Source organism: Streptomyces sp. NPDC039424 (genome assembly GCF_055639495.1).
The window spans coordinates 314,657-336,007 of the sequence record NZ_JBVKAI010000005.1 but is presented as its reverse complement, the minus strand read 5'-3'; the positions used below and the strand labels follow the sequence as shown (position 1 = coordinate 336,007).

The 21,351-nt window shown below is 70.3% G+C and carries 19 protein-coding genes; 9 read left to right on the top strand and 10 right to left on the bottom strand.

What is annotated here, in order from left to right:
- The 3 genes from ACZ7L0_RS15845 to ACZ7L0_RS15835 all read left to right on the top strand — a co-directional run.
- Positions 1-1,332: VWA domain-containing protein (locus tag ACZ7L0_RS15845; RefSeq protein WP_471243028.1), on the top strand; the 1,332-nt coding region annotated here is incomplete at its 5' end.
- Between the two features lie 107 nt (positions 1,333-1,439).
- Positions 1,440-3,056, top strand: a complete 1,617-nt coding sequence (gene metG / locus ACZ7L0_RS15840) for a methionine--tRNA ligase (RefSeq protein ID WP_471243027.1) — start codon at positions 1,440-1,442, stop codon at positions 3,054-3,056.
- A gap of 171 nt (positions 3,057-3,227) precedes the next feature.
- On the top strand, positions 3,228-3,506 hold the full coding sequence (locus ACZ7L0_RS15835) for a hypothetical protein (RefSeq protein WP_471243026.1): 279 nt from the start codon (positions 3,228-3,230) through the stop codon (positions 3,504-3,506).
- Between the two features lie 180 nt (positions 3,507-3,686).
- On the opposite strand, the gene ACZ7L0_RS15830 is transcribed toward ACZ7L0_RS15835, so the two are convergent.
- Entirely contained in the window at positions 3,687-5,030 is a 1,344-nt protein-coding gene (locus ACZ7L0_RS15830) for a pectate lyase family protein (protein WP_471243025.1), read from the bottom strand.
- A gap of 164 nt (positions 5,031-5,194) precedes the next feature.
- Between ACZ7L0_RS15830 and ACZ7L0_RS15825 the strand changes: the two genes are divergently transcribed.
- On the top strand, positions 5,195-5,893 hold the full coding sequence (locus ACZ7L0_RS15825) for a nucleotidyl transferase AbiEii/AbiGii toxin family protein (protein ID WP_471243024.1): 699 nt from the start codon (positions 5,195-5,197) through the stop codon (positions 5,891-5,893).
- A 426-nt stretch (positions 5,894-6,319) separates the two neighbouring features.
- On the opposite strand, the gene ACZ7L0_RS15820 is transcribed toward ACZ7L0_RS15825, so the two are convergent.
- From ACZ7L0_RS15820 to ACZ7L0_RS15795, 6 genes are all read right to left on the bottom strand, one after another.
- Complete coding sequence (locus tag ACZ7L0_RS15820; RefSeq protein WP_471243023.1) at positions 6,320-7,258, bottom strand: intradiol ring-cleavage dioxygenase; 939 nt, start codon at positions 7,256-7,258, stop codon at positions 6,320-6,322.
- Positions 7,259-7,395: 137 nt separating this feature from the next.
- The gene (gene aspS / locus ACZ7L0_RS15815; RefSeq protein ID WP_471243022.1) at positions 7,396-9,159 is read right to left on the bottom strand and encodes an aspartate--tRNA ligase; all 1,764 of its coding nucleotides are present in this window, start codon (positions 9,157-9,159) and stop codon (positions 7,396-7,398) included.
- A gap of 106 nt (positions 9,160-9,265) precedes the next feature.
- Positions 9,266-10,309: an AI-2E family transporter gene (locus tag ACZ7L0_RS15810; RefSeq protein WP_471243021.1), complete on the bottom strand. Its 1,044-nt coding sequence runs from the start codon at positions 10,307-10,309 to the stop codon at positions 9,266-9,268.
- A 101-nt stretch (positions 10,310-10,410) separates the two neighbouring features.
- On the bottom strand, positions 10,411-11,388 hold the full coding sequence (locus ACZ7L0_RS15805; protein ID WP_471243020.1) for a pirin family protein: 978 nt from the start codon (positions 11,386-11,388) through the stop codon (positions 10,411-10,413).
- Between the two features lie 107 nt (positions 11,389-11,495).
- Positions 11,496-12,338 (bottom strand): hypothetical protein, encoded by an 843-nt coding sequence (locus ACZ7L0_RS15800; protein ID WP_471243019.1) that lies wholly within the window; start codon positions 12,336-12,338, stop codon positions 11,496-11,498.
- Positions 12,331-12,807 (bottom strand): SseB family protein, encoded by a 477-nt coding sequence (locus ACZ7L0_RS15795; RefSeq protein WP_471243018.1) that lies wholly within the window; start codon positions 12,805-12,807, stop codon positions 12,331-12,333. Before ACZ7L0_RS15795 ends, ACZ7L0_RS15800 begins: the two co-directional genes overlap by 8 nt.
- Positions 12,808-13,026: 219 nt before the next feature.
- Between ACZ7L0_RS15795 and ACZ7L0_RS15790 the strand changes: the two genes are divergently transcribed.
- The 3 genes from ACZ7L0_RS15790 (at position 13,027) to ACZ7L0_RS15780 (ending at position 16,631) form a co-directional block, all read left to right on the top strand.
- The gene (locus ACZ7L0_RS15790; protein WP_471243017.1) at positions 13,027-14,853 is read left to right on the top strand and encodes an acyl-CoA dehydrogenase; all 1,827 of its coding nucleotides are present in this window, start codon (positions 13,027-13,029) and stop codon (positions 14,851-14,853) included.
- Between the two features lie 86 nt (positions 14,854-14,939).
- Positions 14,940-16,262: a M18 family aminopeptidase gene (locus ACZ7L0_RS15785; protein ID WP_471243016.1), complete on the top strand. Its 1,323-nt coding sequence runs from the start codon at positions 14,940-14,942 to the stop codon at positions 16,260-16,262.
- Between the two features lie 111 nt (positions 16,263-16,373).
- Positions 16,374-16,631: a DUF6458 family protein gene (locus ACZ7L0_RS15780; protein WP_471243015.1), complete on the top strand. Its 258-nt coding sequence runs from the start codon at positions 16,374-16,376 to the stop codon at positions 16,629-16,631.
- Here the strand turns inward: ACZ7L0_RS15780 and ACZ7L0_RS15775 are convergent.
- Both ACZ7L0_RS15775 and ACZ7L0_RS15770 read right to left on the bottom strand, forming a co-directional pair.
- Positions 16,619-18,445 carry an NHL domain-containing thioredoxin family protein gene (locus ACZ7L0_RS15775; RefSeq protein WP_471243014.1) on the bottom strand — a complete coding sequence of 609 codons (1,827 nt, stop codon included), beginning with the start codon at positions 18,443-18,445 and terminating at the stop codon, positions 16,619-16,621. The genes ACZ7L0_RS15780 and ACZ7L0_RS15775 overlap by 13 nt on opposite strands.
- A gap of 30 nt (positions 18,446-18,475) precedes the next feature.
- Positions 18,476-18,943: a hypothetical protein gene (locus tag ACZ7L0_RS15770; protein ID WP_471243013.1), complete on the bottom strand. Its 468-nt coding sequence runs from the start codon at positions 18,941-18,943 to the stop codon at positions 18,476-18,478.
- Between the two features lie 87 nt (positions 18,944-19,030).
- Here ACZ7L0_RS15770 and ACZ7L0_RS15765 point away from each other — a divergent pair, with 87 nt between their 5' ends.
- Entirely contained in the window at positions 19,031-19,525 is a 495-nt protein-coding gene (locus ACZ7L0_RS15765; protein ID WP_471243012.1) for an LURP-one-related/scramblase family protein, read from the top strand.
- Positions 19,526-19,537: 12 nt separating this feature from the next.
- On the opposite strand, the gene ACZ7L0_RS15760 is transcribed toward ACZ7L0_RS15765, so the two are convergent.
- A complete protein-coding gene (locus tag ACZ7L0_RS15760; protein ID WP_471243011.1) occupies positions 19,538-20,335 on the bottom strand; it encodes a carbon-nitrogen family hydrolase in 798 nt (265 codons plus the stop codon).
- A 180-nt stretch (positions 20,336-20,515) separates the two neighbouring features.
- Here ACZ7L0_RS15760 and ACZ7L0_RS15755 point away from each other — a divergent pair, with 180 nt between their 5' ends.
- Positions 20,516-21,340 (top strand): maleylpyruvate isomerase family mycothiol-dependent enzyme, encoded by an 825-nt coding sequence (locus ACZ7L0_RS15755; RefSeq protein WP_471243010.1) that lies wholly within the window; start codon positions 20,516-20,518, stop codon positions 21,338-21,340.
- The last annotated feature ends 11 nt before the right edge of the window (positions 21,341-21,351 follow it).

Sequence of the window (21,351 nt, the reverse complement as noted above, 5' to 3'; positions counted from 1 at the left end):
GCTGAACCCGAGCCGGTGGCCGAGATCGAGGCTGAGACCGAGCCGGAGCCTGCAGCCAAGGCCGAGCCGGAGCCGGTGGCCGAGATCGAGGCTGAGCCCGAGCCGGTGGCCGAGATCGAGGCTGAGCCCGAGCCGGAGCCTGCAGCCAAGGCCGAGCCGGAGCCGGTGGCCGAGGTCGAGACAGCCCCCGAGCCTGAGCCCACCCCCGAGCCCGCGCCCGCCGCCGAGCAGGAACCTGCCGCAGAAGCAGAGGCAGAGGCCGAGCCCGCCGCCAAGGCGGAAGCGGAGCCGGTAGCCGAGGCGGAGCCCGCCCCCGAGCCCGAGCCGGTCACCGAGCCGGAGCCTGCGGCCAAGGCCGAGCCCGAGCCGGTAGCGGAGGTCGAGGCAGCCCCCGAGCCTGAGCCCACCCCCGAGCCCGCGCCCGCCGCAGAAGCAGCGCCCGAGGCGGAGCCGGAGCCGCAGGCCGAGGTGTCCTCGGAACCGGAGTCGGAGACGGACCCGGAGCCGGTCAGTGAACCGGCATCCGAGCCGGTGGCCGCCGAGGCGGACGAGCCCGCGGCCGCCGACGGCGAGGAAGCCCCACAGGGGCCACCCGCACCCGACGACGAAAGCCGCACGGGTGGTGCGGGTGGGAACGAAAAGGCCGAAGGCGAAGCCGAGGCCGCCAAGCCCGCAACCCCCCTCACCCGACTCAAGACCCGCGCCCCCGGCCTGGTCACCGCCTACAAGGCAGCCGCTACCACCCTCAAGAAAACCGACCTCACCGGCACCCGAGCGAAGCTCTACCTCGTCCTCGACCGCTCCGCGAGCATGCGCCCGTACTACAAGGACGGCTCCACCCAGGCCCTGGCCGAACAGACCCTCGCCCTCGCCGCCCACCTCGACCCCGAGGCCACGGTCCCCGTCGTCTTCTTCTCCACAGAAGTGGACGGCACCGGCGAACTCACCCTCCCCGACCACGAGAACAAGATCGACGACCTGCACGCAGGGCTCGGCCGCATGGGCCGCACCAGCTACCACGCAGCCGTCGAAGCCGTACTCGCCCTCCACGAGAAGTCCCCCGACCCCACCGCCCCCGCCCTGGTGGTCTTCCAGACGGACGGCGCCCCCGACGCCAAGACCCCCGCCACCCAGTCCCTCACCGCCGCCGCGAAGAAGCACCCCTCCGTCTTCTTCTCCTTCGTGGCCTTCGGCGAGCACGACAACAAGGCCTTCGACTACCTCCGCAAACTGAAGACCGACAACACGTCCTTCTTCCACGCGGGCCCGACCCCCCGCGAGCTCACCGACACCGAGCTCTACGAGGGCGTACTGGCCACCTGGCGCCCGTAAGCCCCGCCACTCTCCCCCCGGGGGGTGGACCAGCGGCCCCGCGCCGCCGGTCCACCCCCCGAAACGCATGTGAGTCGATCTTCGGCGGCCCAGTAGGATTTCGACTTATGGCGGCCACTGGATCCGAGAAGCAGGGTGGAAAGGCGTACTACGTCTCCACCCCCATCTATTACGTAAACGACGCTCCTCACCTGGGCCACGCCTATACGACCGTCGCAGGCGACGTGCTCACCCGCTGGCACCGTCAGCGCGGCGAGAAGGTGTGGTACCTCACCGGCACGGACGAGCACGGTCAGAAGATCATGCGCACGGCCGACGCGAACGGGGTCACCCCGCAGGCGTGGGCCGACAAGCTCGTCACCGAGGCCTGGAAGCCCCTGTGGGAGCACCTGGAGATCGCGAACGACGACTTCATCCGCACCACGCAGAAGCGGCACACCGACCGCGTCCAGGAGTTCGTACAGGACCTGTACGACAAGGGCGAGATCTACAAGGGCGGCTACGAGGGCCCGTACTGCGTCGGCTGCGAGGAATACAAGCTGCCGGGCGAGCTGCTCGACGGCGAAGGCGAATTCGCAGGTCAGAAGCTCTGCCCCATCCACAAGAAGCCGGTGGAGATCCTCAGCGAGGAGAACTACTTCTTCAAGCTGAGCGAGTACGGCGAGAAGCTCCTCGCCCACTACGAGGCGAACCCCGGCTTCATCCAGCCCGAGTCCGCGCGCAACGAGGTCGTGAACTTCGTCCGCCAGGGCCTTCAGGACCTCTCCATCTCCCGCTCGACCTTCGACTGGGGCATCCCGATCCCCTGGGACGCCAAGCACGTGATCTACGTGTGGGTCGACGCGCTGCTGAACTACGCCACGGCGGTCGGCTACAACGAGAACCAGGAGAAGTTCGAGGCCACCTTCCCGGCCGACGTCCACTTGGTCGGCAAGGACATCCTGCGCTTCCACGCGGTGATCTGGCCCGCCATGCTGATGGCGCAGGGCCTCCCGCTGCCCGGCAAGATCGCCGCCAACGGCTGGCTGATGGTCGGCGGCGAGAAGATGTCGAAGTCGAACCTGACCGGCATCAAGCCGCAGGACCTGACCACCCACTTCGGGGTGGACGCCTACCGCTGGTACTTCCTGCGCGCGATCGCCTTCGGCCAGGACGGCTCCTTCTCCTGGGAGGACTTCTCCGCCCGGTACACGAGCGAGCTGGCGAACGACTACGGCAACCTGGCCTCCCGGGTCGCCGCGATGGTCGGCAAGTACTTCGGCGGCGCTCTCCCCGAGGCCACGGCCGTCGGCGAGGCGGAGAAGGCGGTCCACGAGGGCCTCGCCAAGGCCGTCGCGGAGGCCGACCGGAAGATCGGCGACGAGCTGGACTTCCAGGGCGGCATCCTGGCCGTCTTCGACTTCGTCAAGCAGGTCAACGGCTACCTCACCGAGCAGGAGCCGTGGAAGGTCGCCAAGGACACCTCGGAAGAGGGCCAGGCCCGCCTCGCCACGATCCTCTACACGGCAGCGGAAGCCCTCCGCGCGGTAGCCGTCCTCCTCAACCCGGTCATGCCGGAGACCTCCCAAAAGCTCTGGGACTCCCTCGGCGCGGAAGCCTCCCTCGGCGCCCTGGCGAACCAGAAGGTCCAGAACGCCGGCGAATGGGGCCAGCTCCCGCCCACCTCCACGGTCACCAAGGGCGCGGTCCTCTTCCCCCGTCTGGAGGAGAAGCCGACCACGTAGGGCGTACCCCTTGTGCGCAGAGGCCCGGAAACACTCCGTTTCCGGGCCTCTGCGTGTTCGCAAGCGCCGATCGGGAGGCGTGAACGTTTCCCCCTTACCCGAACGAGTGAACCATTCCCTCCACAGAACACCCGGCGGGGCACTCCGGCCCGACAGACATGGAGAAAGCTGATGAGTTTCAACAACTTCTTCCCCGGCCGGGGCACTCTGCTGGAGGAGACCTACCTGGAAGACCAGGCTGAGGGGGCAGCCAGGGGCGAGGCCAAAGCCATCCTTCGCTTCCTCGAAGTACGCGGCATCTCCGTCCCCAAGGAGGCCCGGGACCGCATCGCCGACTGCACCGACCTCGACCTCCTCAACCGCTGGCTGGACCGGACGCCCCACGCGAAGAGCGTCGACGACCTCTTCGCCGAGGACGCGGGGCCCACCGCGGACCGGACCGAAGCCTGACCCCCGGGGCGATCATGATCGACGATCCGGACGCTTCGCCGGAACTACTCGACCTGCGACTTCCGTGCCGGACTGGAGGACCTGAGACAACAAGGCTCCCTCTCCCTCCGGGACATGGCCCGCATCCGGGCCGAGCAGCGGTGACCGGGCCCCGGGCGGATGCCACGGGGCCCGGATCCGCTAGTTCAGCACCCCGGCACCCGTCGTGGTAGCCAGCGACGTCGGCAGGTTCTTCGCGGACGTCTCCAGGCCGGCGGTGAGCGACGGTGTCCAGTTGACGGTGGTCTTCAGCTTCTTGGAGTTCGCGGCGTTGTAGGCGGCGACGAGGTCGGTGGACGTGCCGTTGACGAGGTTGCCGCCGCCGGTGACGGAGCCGGTGCCGTCGCCGCTGAGGAGCTTGGAGACCTTCTGGCCGGACGGGATCTTCCAGTAGTTGTCCTCGGCGACGACCTGGGCCTTGGCCCGGGAGTTGATGCTGTACTGCAGCACGTAGCCGTTGACGGTCGCGGTGTCGTAGAGGTTGTTGTAGATGTGCACCTGGCCGATCCGGGCCAGCGGCGCGCGCTGCACGATGCCCTTCCACACGTTGTGGTGGATGGAGACGTGCAGCTTGCCGGTGCTGTCGGTGTCGCTGCTGCCGATGAGCATGGTCTTGTCGTGGTTGGTGAACTGGTTGCGCTCGACGGTCACCAGGTCCGAGCCCTTGGTGATGTCGAGGGCGCCGTCGTGGATCTGGTACTCACGCCCGAAGTACTTGGCGTTGGCGGTGTCGAAGTGGGGCGCGTCGGTGAAGGTGTTGTGGTCCGCCCAGACGTGGGTCGCCCCGCGCAGGGTGACGGAGTCGTAGTTGGAGTTCCAGTTGCCGTCGTCGCCGTCGGTCGGGTCCCACTGCGGGAAGCAGTCCTCGGTGGCGGCGAAGGTGAGGTTGCGGACGATGACGTTGTCCACGCTCTGGATCTGGAGCATGCCGCCGGTGATCCCGGCCTTGGTGCCCGGCACGCCGACGAGGGTGGTGTTGGCCGGCACCTTGAAGGTGACGTTCTTGGCCTGCTTGGTCTGGGCGGCGGCCCGGGCCTTCTCCTGGGTGCCGGAGGGCAGCTTGGAGCGGCCGTAGGTGGCGGGGTCGAACGCCTTCAGATAGGCCGAGAGGGAGTAGCCGGTGCCCGACGCGTAGTCGGCGCAGGTCAGCTTCTTGCCGGAGTCGTCCGTGTTGGCGTCGATGGTGCCCTTGACCTTGATGATCCGGGGCGTGGTGTCGGAGGCGGAGCCCAGCGCCTTCACGAGCTGCGCGCGGGTGGAGACGGTGAAGGTGTGCGCCGAGTCGGCCTTCGCCCCACCGGTCGTGCCCGTGCCGGAGGACGCCCAGCCGTCCTTGGCGGCGAGCGTCTGGTGGTACAGGTCGGCCGTCCCGGCGTTCGCGTTCATCACGAGGACACCGGCGCCGACACCGGCGGCCACGACGGCGGCGGAGACGACGAGGGTGCGCCGCTTGCGGAGCGACCGGCGGTGGGAGGCAGAGGCCACGGTGGAATCCTTACGCGGTTGTGGGACACGTGCTGTTCGCGCAGCGCCGGTGAAGGCGCTTACGACTCGTCAGTGGCCGCCGCGCGGGGGAAGGTTGCCGTGGTTCACCGGAAACTTTCCTCGGCTACGGAGATCACGGCCCGCGGTTCGGGAATGTGTCCCCGGTGAACCTCCCGAACCTCACCGAACCCCACCTCCGCCTCCTCGCCGATGTCCTCGACGTGGACGTGCCCGCCCCGCTGGCCCTGGCCGGCGGGTACGCGCTCCAGGCCCACGGCCTGCTGGAGCGACCGCACGCGAACGTCGACCTGGCGACGGAGAGCACCGAGCCGATGGACCGGATCGCGGGCGCCCTCGGCGAGGCGCTGACCGCCCGGGGCCGCGAGGTGACCCTCCGGGACACGGATCCCCTCTCCGCCCACCTGTCCGTGACGGACCCGCAGACCGGCAGCCCGGCCCACGCCTTGGCTCTCGCCCTGCACAAGGAGACCTTCTGGAGTCCGCCCGTCCTGACGCCGTACGGCCCGACGCTCTGTCTGGAGGACGCGGTGGGCACCAAGATCCGCGCCCTGTACGACCGGGGCCTGGCCGTCGACCTGATCGACGCGAGGGCGGCGTCGGCCCGCTTCACCCACCCCGACCTGGAGGAACTGGCCCGACGCCACGCCAGGGACGAATTCGACCTGCTCACCCTTCAGGGCCGCCTGGAGGGCGGTGACTACTACCCGGACGCGGTGTTCACGGCGTACGGCCTGGCCGAGGAGGAGATCGCGGACCTGCGCGGCTGGGCGCTGGAGTGGTCGACGGACATCGCCGAGCGGCTGCTGGAGGAGGGGGCGTCGCCGGACGAGCCGGGGGACTGAGCGGGGTCCGCCGTGAGCCCCAGCGCCGTGCGGGCGGCACGCACATGCCGGAGCCCCTCGCGGGCCGTCCGCGTCGCCTCCTCGTACTCCGCCACCGTGCGCGCCGCGGCCAGCTGGATCCGGGCCGCGCGGTGGCACTCCACCGCCTCCGTCAGCGCGCGCCCCGCGCTCTCGTCCGCGCCCGCCCAGGTCCGCGCGTCCGGCGGGGCGAGGCTTCCGCCCAGCCGTACGAGCCAGTGGTTGGCCTCCGCCTCCGCGTCCAGGTCGGAGGGGGGACGGGTACGGCGCAGCAGTGCCGAGAGCGTGAGCATGAGTCCCATGGCGGTGCTTCCTCCCTTGTCATCTCTCATGACAAGGGAGGTCGCTGTGGGGCACCGTCGGGGTCGCTGTGCGTCTGCGGTGAACCTGCTCGGCGAGGCGGGACCGTCAGCTCGACGACGCCGACGGCGACGCGGATGCCGTGGGCCGTGGGCCGCCCTGGCCGTCGTTGGTCGCGGCCGGGTCGACGCCCAGGGTGAGGTGGGCGCGGACGCCGTGGGCGATGTTCTTCCGGTGGTACTTGAGGTAGAGCAGGCCGCCCGCGTGGCCGTTGTCCGGGTAGATGGTGTCCTCGTCGAGGGTGGTGCGGGTCGCCGTGTTGGTGGAGTACGGCTCCACCGTCTCGGTCAGCAGCACCGACTTCTCGTCGAAGAACAGCTGGCCCGTGTGGCAGGTGTGGCCGCCCTCGTAGCCGGCGTCCGTCCACTCTCCGTCCACGTGGACCTTGACGTGGATGTGGACGCAGCGGCCCTGGTACCAGCCCGGGAAGATGGTCTTGAAGGTGACGTGTCCGTGCCTGTCCGTCCGCCAGGTGCCGCGCAGGTAGCGGTCGTCGTCGGTGGGCTCCTGGTGTCCGCCGCCTCCGCCGGGACCGCCGGTCGGGGGCTCGCCGGTCGGGGTGCCGGAGGGCGGCTCGCCGGTGGGGCCGCCGCCGCCTGAGCCGCTGCCGCTCGACTCGTAGCCCGAGTAGACGCCGACCGCGCTGCAGTGCCAGATGTCGACGGCCGCGTTCCTGAGGGGCTTGCAGGTCTCGGAGTCGATGACCTTGAGGGTGAGGGTCAGGGGGATGCCCTCCTGGTCCTCGGTGACGTCCTGGCGGATCTTGTCGGCGTCGATGTAGTACGGGCCCTCGACCAGCTCCGAGGTGAGCGTGTAGCAGGCGTCCTCGGCCGTGGCGTCCGTGGTCGCCGCGGTCGCCTCGTCGGCCGAGGCGTTCACCGTCAGAGTGCCGGCGATGCCCACCGCGGTCACCGCCGCGCCACCGGCCACCAGGACGGTACGGCGGGCCAGGTTCCGCTTGTCTTCGGGTGCTTGGTTGTCCGTCATGGGCGGCGAAGCTAGGGACGGACCCTGTCAGCGGGCTGAGAAAACGGCACCGATTCGTCATGCGCATGGAGAAGGGCTCGAAACCGACGCCGGTTTCGAGCCCTTCCTGCCCGCCTGTGCCTTACCGCCTCGCGGTGTTACTTCGGCTGCGGCTTGCGCACCTGCAAGTGCAGCTCCTTCAGCCGCGCCTCCTCCAGCTCCGTCGGCGCGCCCATCATCAGGTCCTGGGCGTTGCCGTTGAGCGGGAAGGCGATGGTCTCGCGGATGTTCGGCTCGTCGGCGAGCAGCATCACGATGCGGTCGACGCCGGGGGCGATACCGCCGTGCGGCGGGGCGCCGAAGCGGAAGGCGCGCAGCATGCCGGCGAACTTCTCCTCCACGGTCTCGCGGTCGTAGCCCGCGATCTCGAAGGCCTTGAGCATGATCTCCGGCTCGTGGTTCCGGATCGCGCCGGAGGACAGCTCGACACCGTTGCAGACGATGTCGTACTGCCAGCCCAGGATGTCCAGCGGGTCCTGGGTCTCCAGGGCCTCCAGGCCGCCCTGCGGCATGGAGAAGGGGTTGTGCGAGAAGTCGATCGCGCCGGTCTCCTCGTCCTTCTCGTACATCGGGAAGTCGACGATCCAGCAGAACCGGAAGACGCCCTCCTCGAAGTGCCCGGCGCGCTTGGCGGCCTCGACCCGGACCGCGCCCATGATCTTGGAGACCTCGTCGAACTCGCCCGCGCCGAAGAAGACCGCGTGACCGGCGGCCAGCGACAGGCGCTTGGTCAGCTCGGCGACGTTCTCCTCGGTGAGGAACTTCGCGATCGGGCCGGTCAGCGAACCGTCCTCGGCCACGCGCACCCAGGCCAGGCCCTTGGCGCCCAGCGAGACGGCGAAGTCGCCGAGCTGGTCGAAGAACTTGCGGGGCTGGTCCTGGACGGCCGGGACCGGCAGCGCACGCACGTGCTTGCCCGCGAAGGCCTTGAACTCCGAGCCCTCGAAGACGTCGGTGATGTCGACGAGCTCCAGCTGGGCGCGCAGGTCCGGCTTGTCGGAGCCGTACTTCAGCATCGCCTCGCGGAACGGGATGCGCGGGAACGGGGACGTCACGTGACGGCCGTTGCCGAACTCCTCGAACAGCTCGGTCATCAGCTGCTCGATGGGCCGGAAGACGTCCTCCTGCTCCACGAAGCTCATCTCGACGTCGAGCTGGTAGAACTCGCCCGGCGAGCGGTCCGCGCGGGCGTCCTCGTCACGGAAGCAGGGCGCGATCTGGAAGTAGCGGTCGAAGCCGGAGATCATCAGCAGCTGCTTGAACTGCTGCGGCGCCTGCGGGAGCGCGTAGAACTTGCCCGGGTTCAGCCGGGAGGGGACCACGAAGTCGCGGGCGCCCTCGGGCGAGGTGGCGGACAGGATCGGCGTCGCCATCTCGTTGAAGCCCAGCGCCGTCATCTTGTGCCGGATCGCCGAGATGACCGCCGTACGCAGCATGATGTTGCGGTGCATGCGCTCGCGGCGCAGGTCCAGGAAGCGGTACTCCAGGCGCCGCTCCTCGTTGACCCCGTCCTCGGTGTTGATCGTGAAGGGGAGCGGGGCGGCGGCGCCCAGCAGCTCGACCTCGCCGACCTCGACCTCGATCTCGCCGGTGGGCAGGTCCGGGTTCACGTTGTCGGCGCCGCGGGAGACGACCTTGCCGTCGACGCGGACGGTCGACTCCTTGGAGACCTTGTCCAGGGCCTCGTACGCGGGCGTGCCCGGGCGGGCGACGAGCTGCGTGATGCCGTAGTGGTCGCGCAGATCGATGAAGAGGATGCCGCCCAGGTCGCGCCGATTGTGCAGCCAGCCACTCAGCCGGACGTCGGTGCCGACGTCAGAGGCGCGGAGCTCGCCGCAGGTGTGGGACCTGTACCGATGCATCGTCGTTCATCCAGCCTTCGCGGATCGGGGAGTCGTTTCACGTGAAACTCCCCCCAAGCGTACCGGGCACCCCAAGATCGGCTCTCCGTCATTACGGGGCCGTCGATCAGGGGCGCGCGTGCCGGTGTCTGAGCTCGTGTACGACCCCGGAGACTGCCGCGGTCAGCGGAACCGACAGCAGCATGCCGAGGATCCCGGCGACGGACGCCCCGGCGGTGATCGCCAGCAGCACGGCCGCCGGATGCATCTGGACGGTGCGGCTCTGGATCACCGGCTGGAGCACATGTCCCTCCAGCACCTGCACGGCGAGGACGACGCCCAGCGCCCACAGGGCGATGACGAACCCGCGGTCGGCGAGCGCGACCAGCACGGCCACCGCGCCTGAGATGAAGGCGCCGAGATAGGGGATGTAGGCGCCGACGAAGACGAGCGCGCCGAGGCCGACCGCGCCGGGCACGCTGAGGACGAGCAGTCCGACGGTGATGCAGGTGGCGTCGATGAGCGCGATCAGAGTGGTGCCGCGCATGAACCCCTCGACGGCCTCGTAGGCGCGCCGGGCCATGGCCTCCAGGGTGTCGGCGGTGCCGCCGGGGGCCACGGAGCGCAGGGTCTCGACGGCCCGGTTGGAGTCGCGCAGGGAGAAGAAGACGAGCAGCAGGGCCAGGACGGCCATGGCGAGGCTCTCGGCGACCACGCTGACCCCGCTGATGACGTTGGAGGCGGCCGTCCCGCCGAACTTGCGCAGCAGTTCGCCGGAGTGCGAGGCGAGGTCGTCCAGGGAGGTCCCGGCCGCTCCGAAGTGCCGGGCGACGCTCTTCGCGGCCTGTTTGAGGGAGGAGACGATCTGGCCGCCGTTGTCGATCAGCGCGGCGACGACGATGTACACGGCGCCGCCGACCACGGCCACCACCGCGACGCAGGTGAGCCCGGCCGCCAGCGACCGGTGCACCCCGACCCGGACGAGCCGCCGGTGCAGCGGCCCGAGCAGCGCGGTGCCCAGCAGCGCGAGCAGCACGGGGATCACGGCCGTACGCAGCTCCACGCACAGCCGGATGCCGATCCACACGGCCCCCGAGACCAGCAGGATCACCGCACACCAGGCGGCGAGCCGGCGGACCGGGTCGGGGAGCGGGACCGGCGGCGGAGGCATGCGCTCATGGCACCACGCTCCGGGGAAGGGCGCCCACCGGGGCGCGCCACGGGGGTGACACCCGGCTTCGGGTGTCACCCCCGGTCGCGATGGTCCGCCGGTCAGCCCTGCGGGCCGCTCTCCGTCATGCCGTGCACGGCCGGGATCGTGCCCAGTCGGCCCTTCTGGAAGTCCTCGAAGGCCTGCTGGAGTTCGTCACGGGTGTTCATGACGAACGGGCCGTAGTGCGCCATGGGCTCCCGGATGGGCTGCCCGCCGAGGAGGACGACCTCGAAGTCCGGCGTGTGGGAGTCCTGCTTCTCGTCCGCGCGGACGGTCAGCGAGGAGCCGCTGCCGAAGACCGCGGTCTGGCCCAGGTGGACCGGACGGCGCTCGGCGCCCACCGAGCCCCGGCCCGCGAGGACGTACGCCAGGCCGTTGAAGTCCTCCCGCCAGGGCAGGGTGATCTCCGCGCCCGGCGCCAGCGTCGCGTGGATCATGGTGATCGGCGTGTGCGTGATACCGGGACCGGCGTGGCCGTCCAGTTCACCGGCGATGACGCGGAGCAGGGCGCCGCCGTCGGGGGACGTCAGCAGCTGGACGTTGCCGCCCCGGATGTCCTGGTAGCGCGGGGCCATCATCTTGTCCTTGGCCGGGAGGTTCACCCACAGCTGCAGCCCGTGGAAGAGGCCGCCGGACATGACGAGGGACTCCGGCGGGGCCTCGATGTGCAGCAGGCCCGAGCCCGCGGTCATCCACTGGGTGTCGCCGTTGGTGATGGTGCCGCCGCCGCCGTGGCTGTCCTGGTGGTCGAAGGTCCCGTCGATGATGTAGGTGACGGTCTCGAAGCCGCGGTGCGGGTGCCAGGGGGTGCCCTTCGGCTCTCCCGGCGCGTAGTCCACCTCGCCCATCTGGTCCATCATGATGAACGGGTCGAGGTGGCGGTAGTTGATCCCGGCGAACGCCCGGCGCACCGGGAAGCCCTCACCCTCGAAACCGCTCGGCGCGGTCGTGACGGCCAGCACGGGACGTGCCACCGCCTCTGCGGGCGCGGTCACACGGGGCAGCGTCAGCGGGTTCTCGACGGTCACTGCAGGCATGTCGGTACCTCCTTGTGCGGCCAGTTTAGTTGAGCATTGAACTTTCTGCCACCAGTAACAGAGAAAGCCCGGAGGGAATTCCCCTCCGGGCCGTCCCAGGTGGCCGGTCACCGGAACAGGGCCGCCACCGCCACCCCCACGAACGCCAGGCCGGCCAGCAGCCCCGGGATCCCGAGCAGCAGGAAGAACAGCACGCCCCCGACCAGCTGTCCCCTCGTACCGCGGCCGATCTTGACCGTCCCCTCCGGGTCCTCGGGGTCGTACAGGATCTCGACCTGCCTCGCACCGCCCTCCGGCCCCGTGCGCTCGCGCGACTCACCGCGCGCGTCGACGTAGGAGTACACGTGGTACGTCACCGCGTCCTCGCCGCGGCCCCTTGTGTACGAGCGCCGCAGACGCCCCTGCACCACTGTCCCCCGGCGGCGCAGCACGAGCGCGTCACGCGCCCACCGCCGGCCGCCCAGCAGGCCCATCAGCCCGCAGCCGAGCGCCAGGGGACTCAGCAGCCAGAGATGGAAGGCCAGGTCGTCCGCGCCGCGAACCGCCAGCGCGAGGGCCATCAGCGCGTATACGGTCACCGCGGCCCACCACAGTCGGCGGTCCCGGTCCGGCCGGCGGGATTGCGCCGGCTCCACGGAGACCAGCGCCGCGCCGTCCGGGCGCGGCTCGTCCGCGTCGCGCACCGGCAGCGCCCGCCGCACCGCCTCGGCGAACTCGCGTACGGCCGGGGCACTTCGGGATCTGACGGCGTACGTCACGGGGCCCGGCTCGGCGCCGGTCAGGACGAGCGTCAGCTCGCGCCCCTTGCGGCCGCCCGCCTCCACCCGTTCGATCGCCGACACGGGTATCCGGCGGCGCACTCCCGCCGTGTCCAGCAGCACCGCGCCGGACTGCAGACGGGCACTCGCCCGGCCCCGCCCGCGCAGGACCGGCGGCGAACCGTCACCCATACATGCGGCGCATCGCGAACTCCACCATCTGCTCGACCGCCTTCGCGTCGAAGACCATGCGGTGCTCGCCCTCCATGTCGAGGACGAAGCCGTAGCCGGTCGGCAGCAGGTCGATCACCTCGGAGCCGGTGATGACGAAGTACTTGGACTCCTTGCCCGCGTACCGGCGCAGCTCCTTGAGGGAGGTGAACATCGGGATCACCGGCTGCTGGGTGTTGTGCAGGGCGAGGAAGCCCGGGTTGTCGCCGCGCGGGCAGTACACCTTGGAGGTGGCGAAGACCTGCTGGAAGTCCTCGGCGGCCAGCTGCCCGGTGGTGAAGGCGCGCACCGCGTCCGCGAGCGAGGGCGGGGACGGCTCCGGGTAGAGCGGCGGCTGCTGGCCGTATCCGCCGACACCGCCGGGCTGCTGCGGCGGGGCGTACTGCTGCTGAGCGGCGCCACCGTCCATGGGCTGGCCGTATCCATACATGAGCGCAAGCGTACCGAGACACCCCGCCCGGCATCAGGGCCGTCAAGGGTTCTCGAGCTGTTTCCGAGCGCGGGTACGTAGACCCTTCTCACACTTGACCGGCAGGGGTTGCTTGTTATTACCGACGGGTAGCATCATCGTAGCTACTTGTTGGTACGTGAACCAGATGCGAGGAGACAGTGCCTCGCCGAGTCCTATACGGAGTACGGAGCCGTCACCATGGGGCACTACAAGTCGAACCTCCGCGACATCGAGTTCAACCTCTTCGAAGTACTCGGCCGGGACAAGCTCTACGGCACCGGGCCGTTCGAGGAGATGGACACGGACACCGCCAAGAGCGTTCTCGAGGAGCTGACCCGCCTCGCGGAGAACGAGCTGGCCGAGTCCTTCGCGGACGCCGACCGCAACCCGCCGGTCTTCGACCCGGAGACCAACACCGCGCCGGTCCCGGCCTCCTTCAAGAAGAGCTACAAAGCCTTCATGGACTCGGAGTACTGGCGCCTGGGCCTGCCCGAGGGGATCGGCGGCACGACGGCTCCCCCGTCCCTGATCTGGTCGTACGCGGAGCTGATCCTCGGCTCGAACCCGGCCGTGTGGATGTACTCCTCCGGCCCGGCGTTCGCCGGGATCCTCTACGACGAGGGCAACGACGTCCAGAAGAAGATCGCGCAGATCGCCGTGGAGCGGACCTGGGGCTCCACCATGGTGCTCACCGAGCCCGACGCGGGCTCCGACGTGGGCGCCGGCCGCACCAAGGCGATCCAGCAGGAGGACGGCTCCTGGCACATCGAGGGCGTCAAGCGCTTCATCACCTCCGGTGAGCACGACATGGAGGAGAACATCCTCCACTACGTGCTGGCGCGCCCCGAGGGTGCCGGCCCCGGCACCAAGGGCCTGTCCCTCTTCCTCGTCCCGAAGTACCTGTTCGACTTCGAGACCGGCGAGCTGGGCGAGCGCAACGGCGTCTACGCCACCAACGTCGAGCACAAGATGGGCCTGAAGGCCTCCAACACCTGCGAGATGACCTTCGGCGACCGCCACCCGGCCAAGGGCTGGCTGATCGGCGACAAGCACGACGGCATCCGCCAGATGTTCCGCATCATCGAGTTCGCGCGGATGATGGTCGGCACGAAGGCGATCTCGACGCTGTCGACGGGCTACCTCAACGCGCTGGAGTACGCCAAGGAGCGCGTCCAGGGTCCCGACCTGGCGAACTTCATGGACAAGACCGCGCCCAAGGTCACCATCACCCACCACCCGGACGTGCGCCGCTCCCTGATCACCCAGAAGGCGTACGCCGAGGGCATGCGCGCCCTCGTCCTCTACACCGCCTCGGTCCAGGACGCGATAGCCGTCAAGGAGGCGGCCGGCGAGGACGCCTCCACCGAGCACGCCCTCAACGACCTGCTCCTGCCGATCGTCAAGGGCTACGGCTCCGAGAAGGGCTACGAGCAGCTCGCCCAGTCGCTGCAGACCTTCGGCGGCTCCGGCTTCCTGCAGGAGTACCCGATCGAGCAGTACATCCGCGACGCCAAGATCGACACCCTGTACGAGGGCACCACCGCGATCCAGGGCCAGGACTTCTTCTTCCGGAAGATCGTCCGCAACCAGGGCGCGGCGCTCAACTCCCTCGCCGAGGACATCAAGAAGTTCCTGGCGCTCGGCACCGGCGGCGAGGGGCTGGCGGGCGCCCGCGAGCACCTCGCCAAGGCCGCCGTCGAGCTGGAGGCCATCGTCGGCCTCATGCTCACCGACCTCGCGGCCACCGAGCAGGACGTCAAGAACATCTACAAGGTGGGCCTGAACACCACCCGCCTGCTGCTGGCCTCCGGTGACGTCATCGTCGGCTACCTGCTGCTCAAGGGTGCCGCGATCGCCGCCGAGAAGCTGGAGACGGCGTCGGCCAAGGACCAGGCCTTCTACACCGGCAAGATCGCGGCGGCGAAGTTCTTCGCGGCCAACGTCCTGCCGGGCGTCACCCTGGCCCGCAAGGTGGCCGAGGGCGTCGACCTGGACCTGATGGAGCTGGACGAGGCCGCGTTCTGATCCGGTCGCACCACCTCTGACGAGTCGCACGAGGGCCCGCTCCCGGTAAGGGGGAGCGGGCCCTCGTACGTCGTTAAAGTGAAGACATGAGCGCAGCAGCCCGCTTCGACCGCGGCCACACCGACGACCTGATGTCCTTCCTCGCGGCGAGCCCGTCGCCGTACCACGCCGTGGCGAACGCCGCCGAGCGGCTGGAGAAGGCCGGTTTCAGGCAGGTCTCGGAGACGGAGGCCTGGGACGCGGAGTCGTCAGCGGCTTCCGCCACGGGGAGCGGCGGCAAGTACGTGCTGCGCGGCGGCGCGATCGTGGCCTGGTACGTCCCTGAGGGCGCCGCCACCCACACGCCGTTCCGGATCATCGGCGCGCACACCGACTCGCCCAACCTGCGCGTCAAGCCGCAGCCGGACAGCGGGGCGCACGGCTGGCGCCAGGTCGCCGTGGAGATCTACGGCGGGCCGCTGCTGAACTCCTGGCTCGACCGCGACCTGGGGCTGGCCGGACGGCTGACGCTGCGGGACGGCTCGTCCCGCCTGGTGAACATCGACCGGCCGCTGCTGCGGGTGCCCCAACTGGCCATCCACCTCGACCGGTCGGTGACCGCCGAGGGGCTCAAGCTGGACAAGCAGCGGCATCTGCAGCCGGTCTGGGGCCTGGGCAACGACGTGCGCGACGGCGACCTGATCGCCTTCCTGGAGGAGGAGTGCGGGCTGCCGGCGGGCGAGGTGGCCGGCTGGGACCTGATGACGCACTCGGTGGAGCGGCCCGCCTACCTCGGCCGCGACCGGGAGCTGATGGCGGGGCCGCGCATGGACAACCTGCTGTCCGTGCACGCGGGCGTGGCGGCCCTGGCCGCCGTCGCCGCCTCCGGAGAGCCGCTGCCGAGCATCCCGGTGCTGGCCGCCTTCGACCACGAGGAGAACGGCTCCCAGTCGGACACCGGCGCGGACGGCCCGCTGCTCGGCACCGTGCTGGAGCGCTCGGTGTTCGCGCGCGGCGGCTCCTACGAGGACCGGGCACGCGCCTTCGCCGGCACCGTCTGTCTCTCCTCCGACACCGGCCACGCCGTCCACCCCAACTACGCGGAGCGGCACGACCCGACGCACCACCCGCGCGTCAACGGCGGCCCCATCCTCAAGGTCAACGTCAACAACCGGTACGCGACGGACGGTTCGGGCCGCGCCGTGTGGGCCGCCGCCTGCGAGAAGGCGGGCGTGCCCTTCCAGTCCTTCGTCTCCAACAACTCCATGCCCTGCGGCACCACGATCGGCCCGATCACCGCGGCCCGCCACGGCATCCGCACCGTCGACATCGGCGTGGCGATCCTGTCGATGCACAGCGCACGGGAACTGTGCGGCGCGGACGACCCGCATCTGCTGGCGAACTCGCTGGTGGCGTTCCTGGAGGGGTAGTCCACGGCCGGCGCACCCCCGGCGGAACGTCCCTTCACCGCATAGGGGTTGACAGCGGGGGTACCCGCAGTCTCGGACCGGAACGGCCGGTCCGGACAGGAGGCGACACTCATGGGCCTCGGCGGGTGCATCATCCTCATCGCCGTGGGAGCCATCCTCACGTTCGCGACCGACTGGCAGATGGACGGGGTCAACGTCCACCTGGTCGGGTTCATCCTGATGATCGTCGGGCTGATCGGCGTCGCGACGTTCAGCAGCATCGCGCGGCGCAGGCGGGTCGTGGTGCCGCCCACGACGACCACGGTCGTCGAAGAGGAGCGGCACCACCATCACAACCCCGGCGGCTACAGCGACGGTTACGGCGTCTGACCCTCGGCCGGCTCGTCCATCCCTGCCAGCACCAGCGGCAGGCGGTCCGCCCCGCCCTCGGTGAGGCGGACCGGGACGCCCCAGTCCTGCTGGTGGACGTGGCAGGCGGGATATTCGTTGTCCGGCGCGTCATCGCACGACGCCGCCATCGCTGAGATGTGCAGGACGCCTTCCGGCACCGCGGGGTCGAGCTCCAGGGTGCGGGTCAGATCCGTGTCCGCGCCCTCTCCCTTCAGCAGCAGCCCGGGCGGGGTGGAGGAGACCAGCAGGCGGGTCGACGGGCCGTACCGCGTGTCGAGCTTCTGGCCCGTCGGCGCCTGGAAGATGACGTCGAGGCGGAGCTCGCCGGGGGCGACCTCCGTCGCGGCGCGCTGGGTGCGGTGGGCGACGGACTCCACCCGTACCGCCTCCTCGGGCAGCCGCAGCCGGGTCAGCCGGTGCCGGGCCGACTCCACGACCACGATGTCCTCGCCGACCAGCACGGCGTCACTGGGCTCGCGCAGATCGGTGGCGAGGGTGGTCACCTCGCCGGTCGCCGGGTCGTAGCGGCGCAGGGCGTGGTTGTAGGTGTCGCTGACCGCTACCGAGCCGTCGGGGAGGGCGGTCACGCCCAGCGGGTGCTGGAGCAGGGCCTGTCCGGCGGCGCCGTCGCGGTGCCCGAAGTCGAACAGACCGGTGCCGACGGCGGTGTGCACGGCGCCGTCGAGATCCACCCAGCGCAGCGCGGAGGTCTCTGAGTCGGCCAGCCACAGCCGCTCGGCGGTGGCCGCGAGACCGGACGGCTGCGCGAACCAGGCCTGGTCGCCCGGCCCGTCCACGAGGCCCTCGTTGGTCGTACCGGCCGCGACGGCGACGGTGCCCGCCTCCGGGTCGTACACCCACAGCTGGTGCACGCCCGCCATCGCGATCCACACCCGGCCGCCGAAGACCGCCACGTCCCAGGGGGAGGAGAGATCGACCTCGCGGGCCGGCCCCGAGGCCGGGGAGCCCTGCCACCACTGCTTTCCGGTACCGGCGAGGGTCGTGACCTCACCGGTGGCGAGGTCCAGGCGGCGCAGGGCGTGGTTCACGGTGTCCGCGACCACCACCGAACCGTCCGCCAGCAGCGCGAGCCCCTGCGGCTCGCTGAAGGACGCCTCCTCGGCGCTCCCGTCGGCGAACCCGCGCACACCGGAACCGATACGCCGTACGACGGTCTCGGCGTCCTCCGCCAGCTCCACCAGCTGGTGCCGGGTGGTGTCGCTCACCAGGAAGGTCCCGGCGGGCAGCAGCAGCGCCTTGCCCGGGAAGCGCAGGTCCGTCGGCTCCGGCTCCGGTGCCACGTACGGCCCGTCCCCGCGCCGCAGCGTGCCCTTCGCCTCGTGCTCCGCCTCCAGCTCCGCCACCAGCCGCTCGATGGCGTGCGCGTGCCCCTCACCGGCGTGCTGCGCGACGACGTACCCCTCCGGGTCGATCACCACGAGCGTCGGCCAGGCCCGCACCGCGTACTGCTTCCACGTCGCGAGCTCCGGGTCGTCCAGCACCGGATGCTCGACCCCGTACCGCTCCACGGCATCGACGACCGCCTGATGCTCGGCCTCGTGCACGAACTTCGGCGAGTGCACCCCGATGACGACGACGGTGTCCCGGTGCTTCTCCTCCAGCTCGCGGAGCTCGTCGAGGACGTGCAGACAGTTCACGCAACAAAATGTCCAGAAATCAACAATTACGATGCGTCCTCGCAGCTCAGCGAGGCCGAGTTCCTTGTCACCGGTGTTGATCCAGCCGCCCTTGCCGGTGAGCTCGGGGGCGCGGACGCGTGCACGCTTTGCCATGCTGCAAGCCAACCACAGCACCGGCCTCCGCTATTCCGCGCGCTCGAGCCAGGCCTTCGGCACGCTCTTCGGGATCCTGGCGGTCAGGCCGCCCTCCTTGGTGAAGGCGAGCCCCTGGCTGTAGGCGCCGCCGCCGCAGCCGTCGGACTGGAAGGTGAGCCGCACATCGGTGGCGGCGTCGATGACGGGGCGGGTGCCGCCCTCGCGGGTGACCCGGAAGCGGACCGGACCGGAGTCCGGGTCCACGTCGTCCGGCAGCGGGACTACCAGGTGGGTGATGCCTTCCTGCCGCAGTTCGCCCTTCGCGCACTCGCCCCGCGCGCACAGTTCGAAGGAGGCGCCCGCCAGGTCGCCGTACCCCTCGTGCACGAAGAACACCCCGACCTCGGAGACCACGCCGACCCCGGCGCACGGCTGGGCACCCGCGCACCCGGACACGGCCGCGAGCAGCACGGACACGCCGAGCAGCACACCTGGTCGCGCCGTGCGTCCCGCCATGTCCCGCCCCTTTCGCAAAGTAGCGGTGATCATCCCATCGGACGAGCGCCCGCGTCCCGTGCCGCTGCCCGGGGAAGCCGTAACGGCATGAGATTCCTCGTACGCGACCGGCTCCTCGGCATCGGTGACGACTACTGGATCGAGGACGAGCACGGCGCCAGGGCGTTCCTCGTCGACGGCAAGGCGATGCGGCTGCGGGACACCTTCGAACTGAAGGACACCCAGGGGCGGGTACTCATCGACATCCGCCAGAAGATGTTCGCCCTGCGGGACACGATGGCGATCGAGCGTGCCGGGGAGCCCCTGGCGACCATCCGGCGCAAGCGGCTGTCCCTGCTGCGCAACCACTACCGGGTGTCCCTGGTGGACGGCACGGAACTGGACGTCAGCGGCAAGATCCTCGACCGCGAGTTCGCCGTCGAGTACGACGGCGAACTGCTGGCGGTGATCTCGCGCCGCTGGCTGCACGTCCGGGAGACGTACGGTGTCGACGTCGTACGGGAGGACGCCGACCCGGCGCTGCTGATCGCGGTGGCGGTGTGCGTGATCCACCTGGCGGAGAAGGAGCGGGAGGGCGACTAGGGGCCGCCCAGGCTAGGGGCGGCGCGGCGGGGCCAGGCCCAGGGTGCGGTCCTTCAGCGCCGGGAACTGCTCCCTCGTCGCGGCCACCTTGGCGGGGTCGAACTCCACCGTGAGGACCTCCTCGCCGGCGCCCGCCTCGGCCAGTACCTCGCCCCACGGATCCACCACGATCGAGTGACCCGCCTGCGGAACTCCGGCGTGCGTCCCGGCCGTTCCACATGCGAGCACGAACGCCTGGTTCTCGACCGCCCGCGCCTGAGCCAGCAGCGTCCAGTGCGCGCGGCGGCGCTCGGGCCAGCCCGCCGGGATCACCAGGGTCTCGGCGCCGGCGTCGACGAGAGCGCGGAAGAGTTCGGGGAAACGGAGGTCGTAGCAGGTGGCCACGCCGAGGGTGGTGCCGGGCAGAGGGACCGTCACCAGGTCGCGCCCGGCGCCCATCAGCACGACCTCGCCCTTGTCGAAGCCGAAGCGATGGATCTTGCGGTAGACCGCGACCAGATCACCGGAGGGGGAGAAGATGAGAGAGGTGTTGTAAAGGGTCCCGTCCGGGGCCCGTTCGGGGATCGAGCCCGCGTGCAGCCATACGCCCGCGTCGCTCGCCGCCTTCGCCATCGCCTCGTACGTGGGGCCTTCGAGAGGTTCGGCCTCCCGTCCGAACTCCTCGAACGCGAAGGCGCCCGTCGTCCACAGTTCGGGCAGGACCACCAGGTCGGCCCCGGTCTGTTCGCGGACCAGCGCGGCCGTCCGCCGCCGCCGGTCTTCAACCGATTCGCCCTCGTTCACGGCGATCTGGATCAACGAGGCGCGCACACTACCACCGTCCTGGCATTCGAGCCGTCCATACCGGGCCTACGATCGTCACACGAAAGCACTGCCGGGGTGCCTCACAGCAGCGTAACTTAGCGTTCCAAGACACCCGCCGACAGCTACGTCCCGCTGGCAACGCCGCCACAACCTGCCCGTGTACCGACCGCCGAGGGGTCCCGTTCCGTGAGTCTGCATCCCACCCTCCAGCCCTACGCCGACGCTTGGACCCACTCCGTCGAATCGATATCCGAGCTGGTGCAGCCGCTTGTCGAGGGCGAGTGGAACCGGCGCACCCCCTGCCCGGGCTGGTCGGTCCGTGACGTGGTCTCCCACGTCATCGGCCTGGACTGCGAGATGCTCGGCGACCCGCGCCCCATCCACACGCTGCCCCGCGACCTGTTCCACGTCACGAACGAACACCAGCGCTACATGGAGATGCAGGTCGACGTCCGCCGGCACCACACGGCGCCGGAGATGACCTCCGAGCTGGAGTACACGATCATCCGCCGCAACCGCCAGCTGCGGAACGAGTCCCGCGACCCCGGACACAAGGTGCGCGGCCCGCTCGGCACCGAGATCACCCTCGAAGAGGCCATGCGCGCCCGCGCCTTCGACGTGTGGGTGCACGAGCAGGACCTGCGCGCGGCGCTGGGGCGGCCGGGCAACCTCGACTCGCCGGGCGCGTACGTCGCCCGGGACGTGCTGCTGGAGTCGCTGCCCCGGGTCGTGGCGAAGGACGCCGACGCTCCGCGCAGTTCGGCGGTCATCTTCGACGTGCACGGCCCCGTGGAGTTCCTGCGCACCATCCGCGTCGACATCCAGGGCCGCGGCACGCTGGAGGCCACCCCGGCCCTCGGCCCGGCCGCCATCCTCACCCTCGACTGGGAGACCTACGTCCGGCTGGCCTGCGGCCGCGTCTCGCCGGACGGCGTCGCCGACCGGGTGAAGGCGGAGGGGGACCCGGATCTGGCGGAGGCGATCCTGCGGAACTTCGCGGTGACGCGGTAACGCGGAAACGG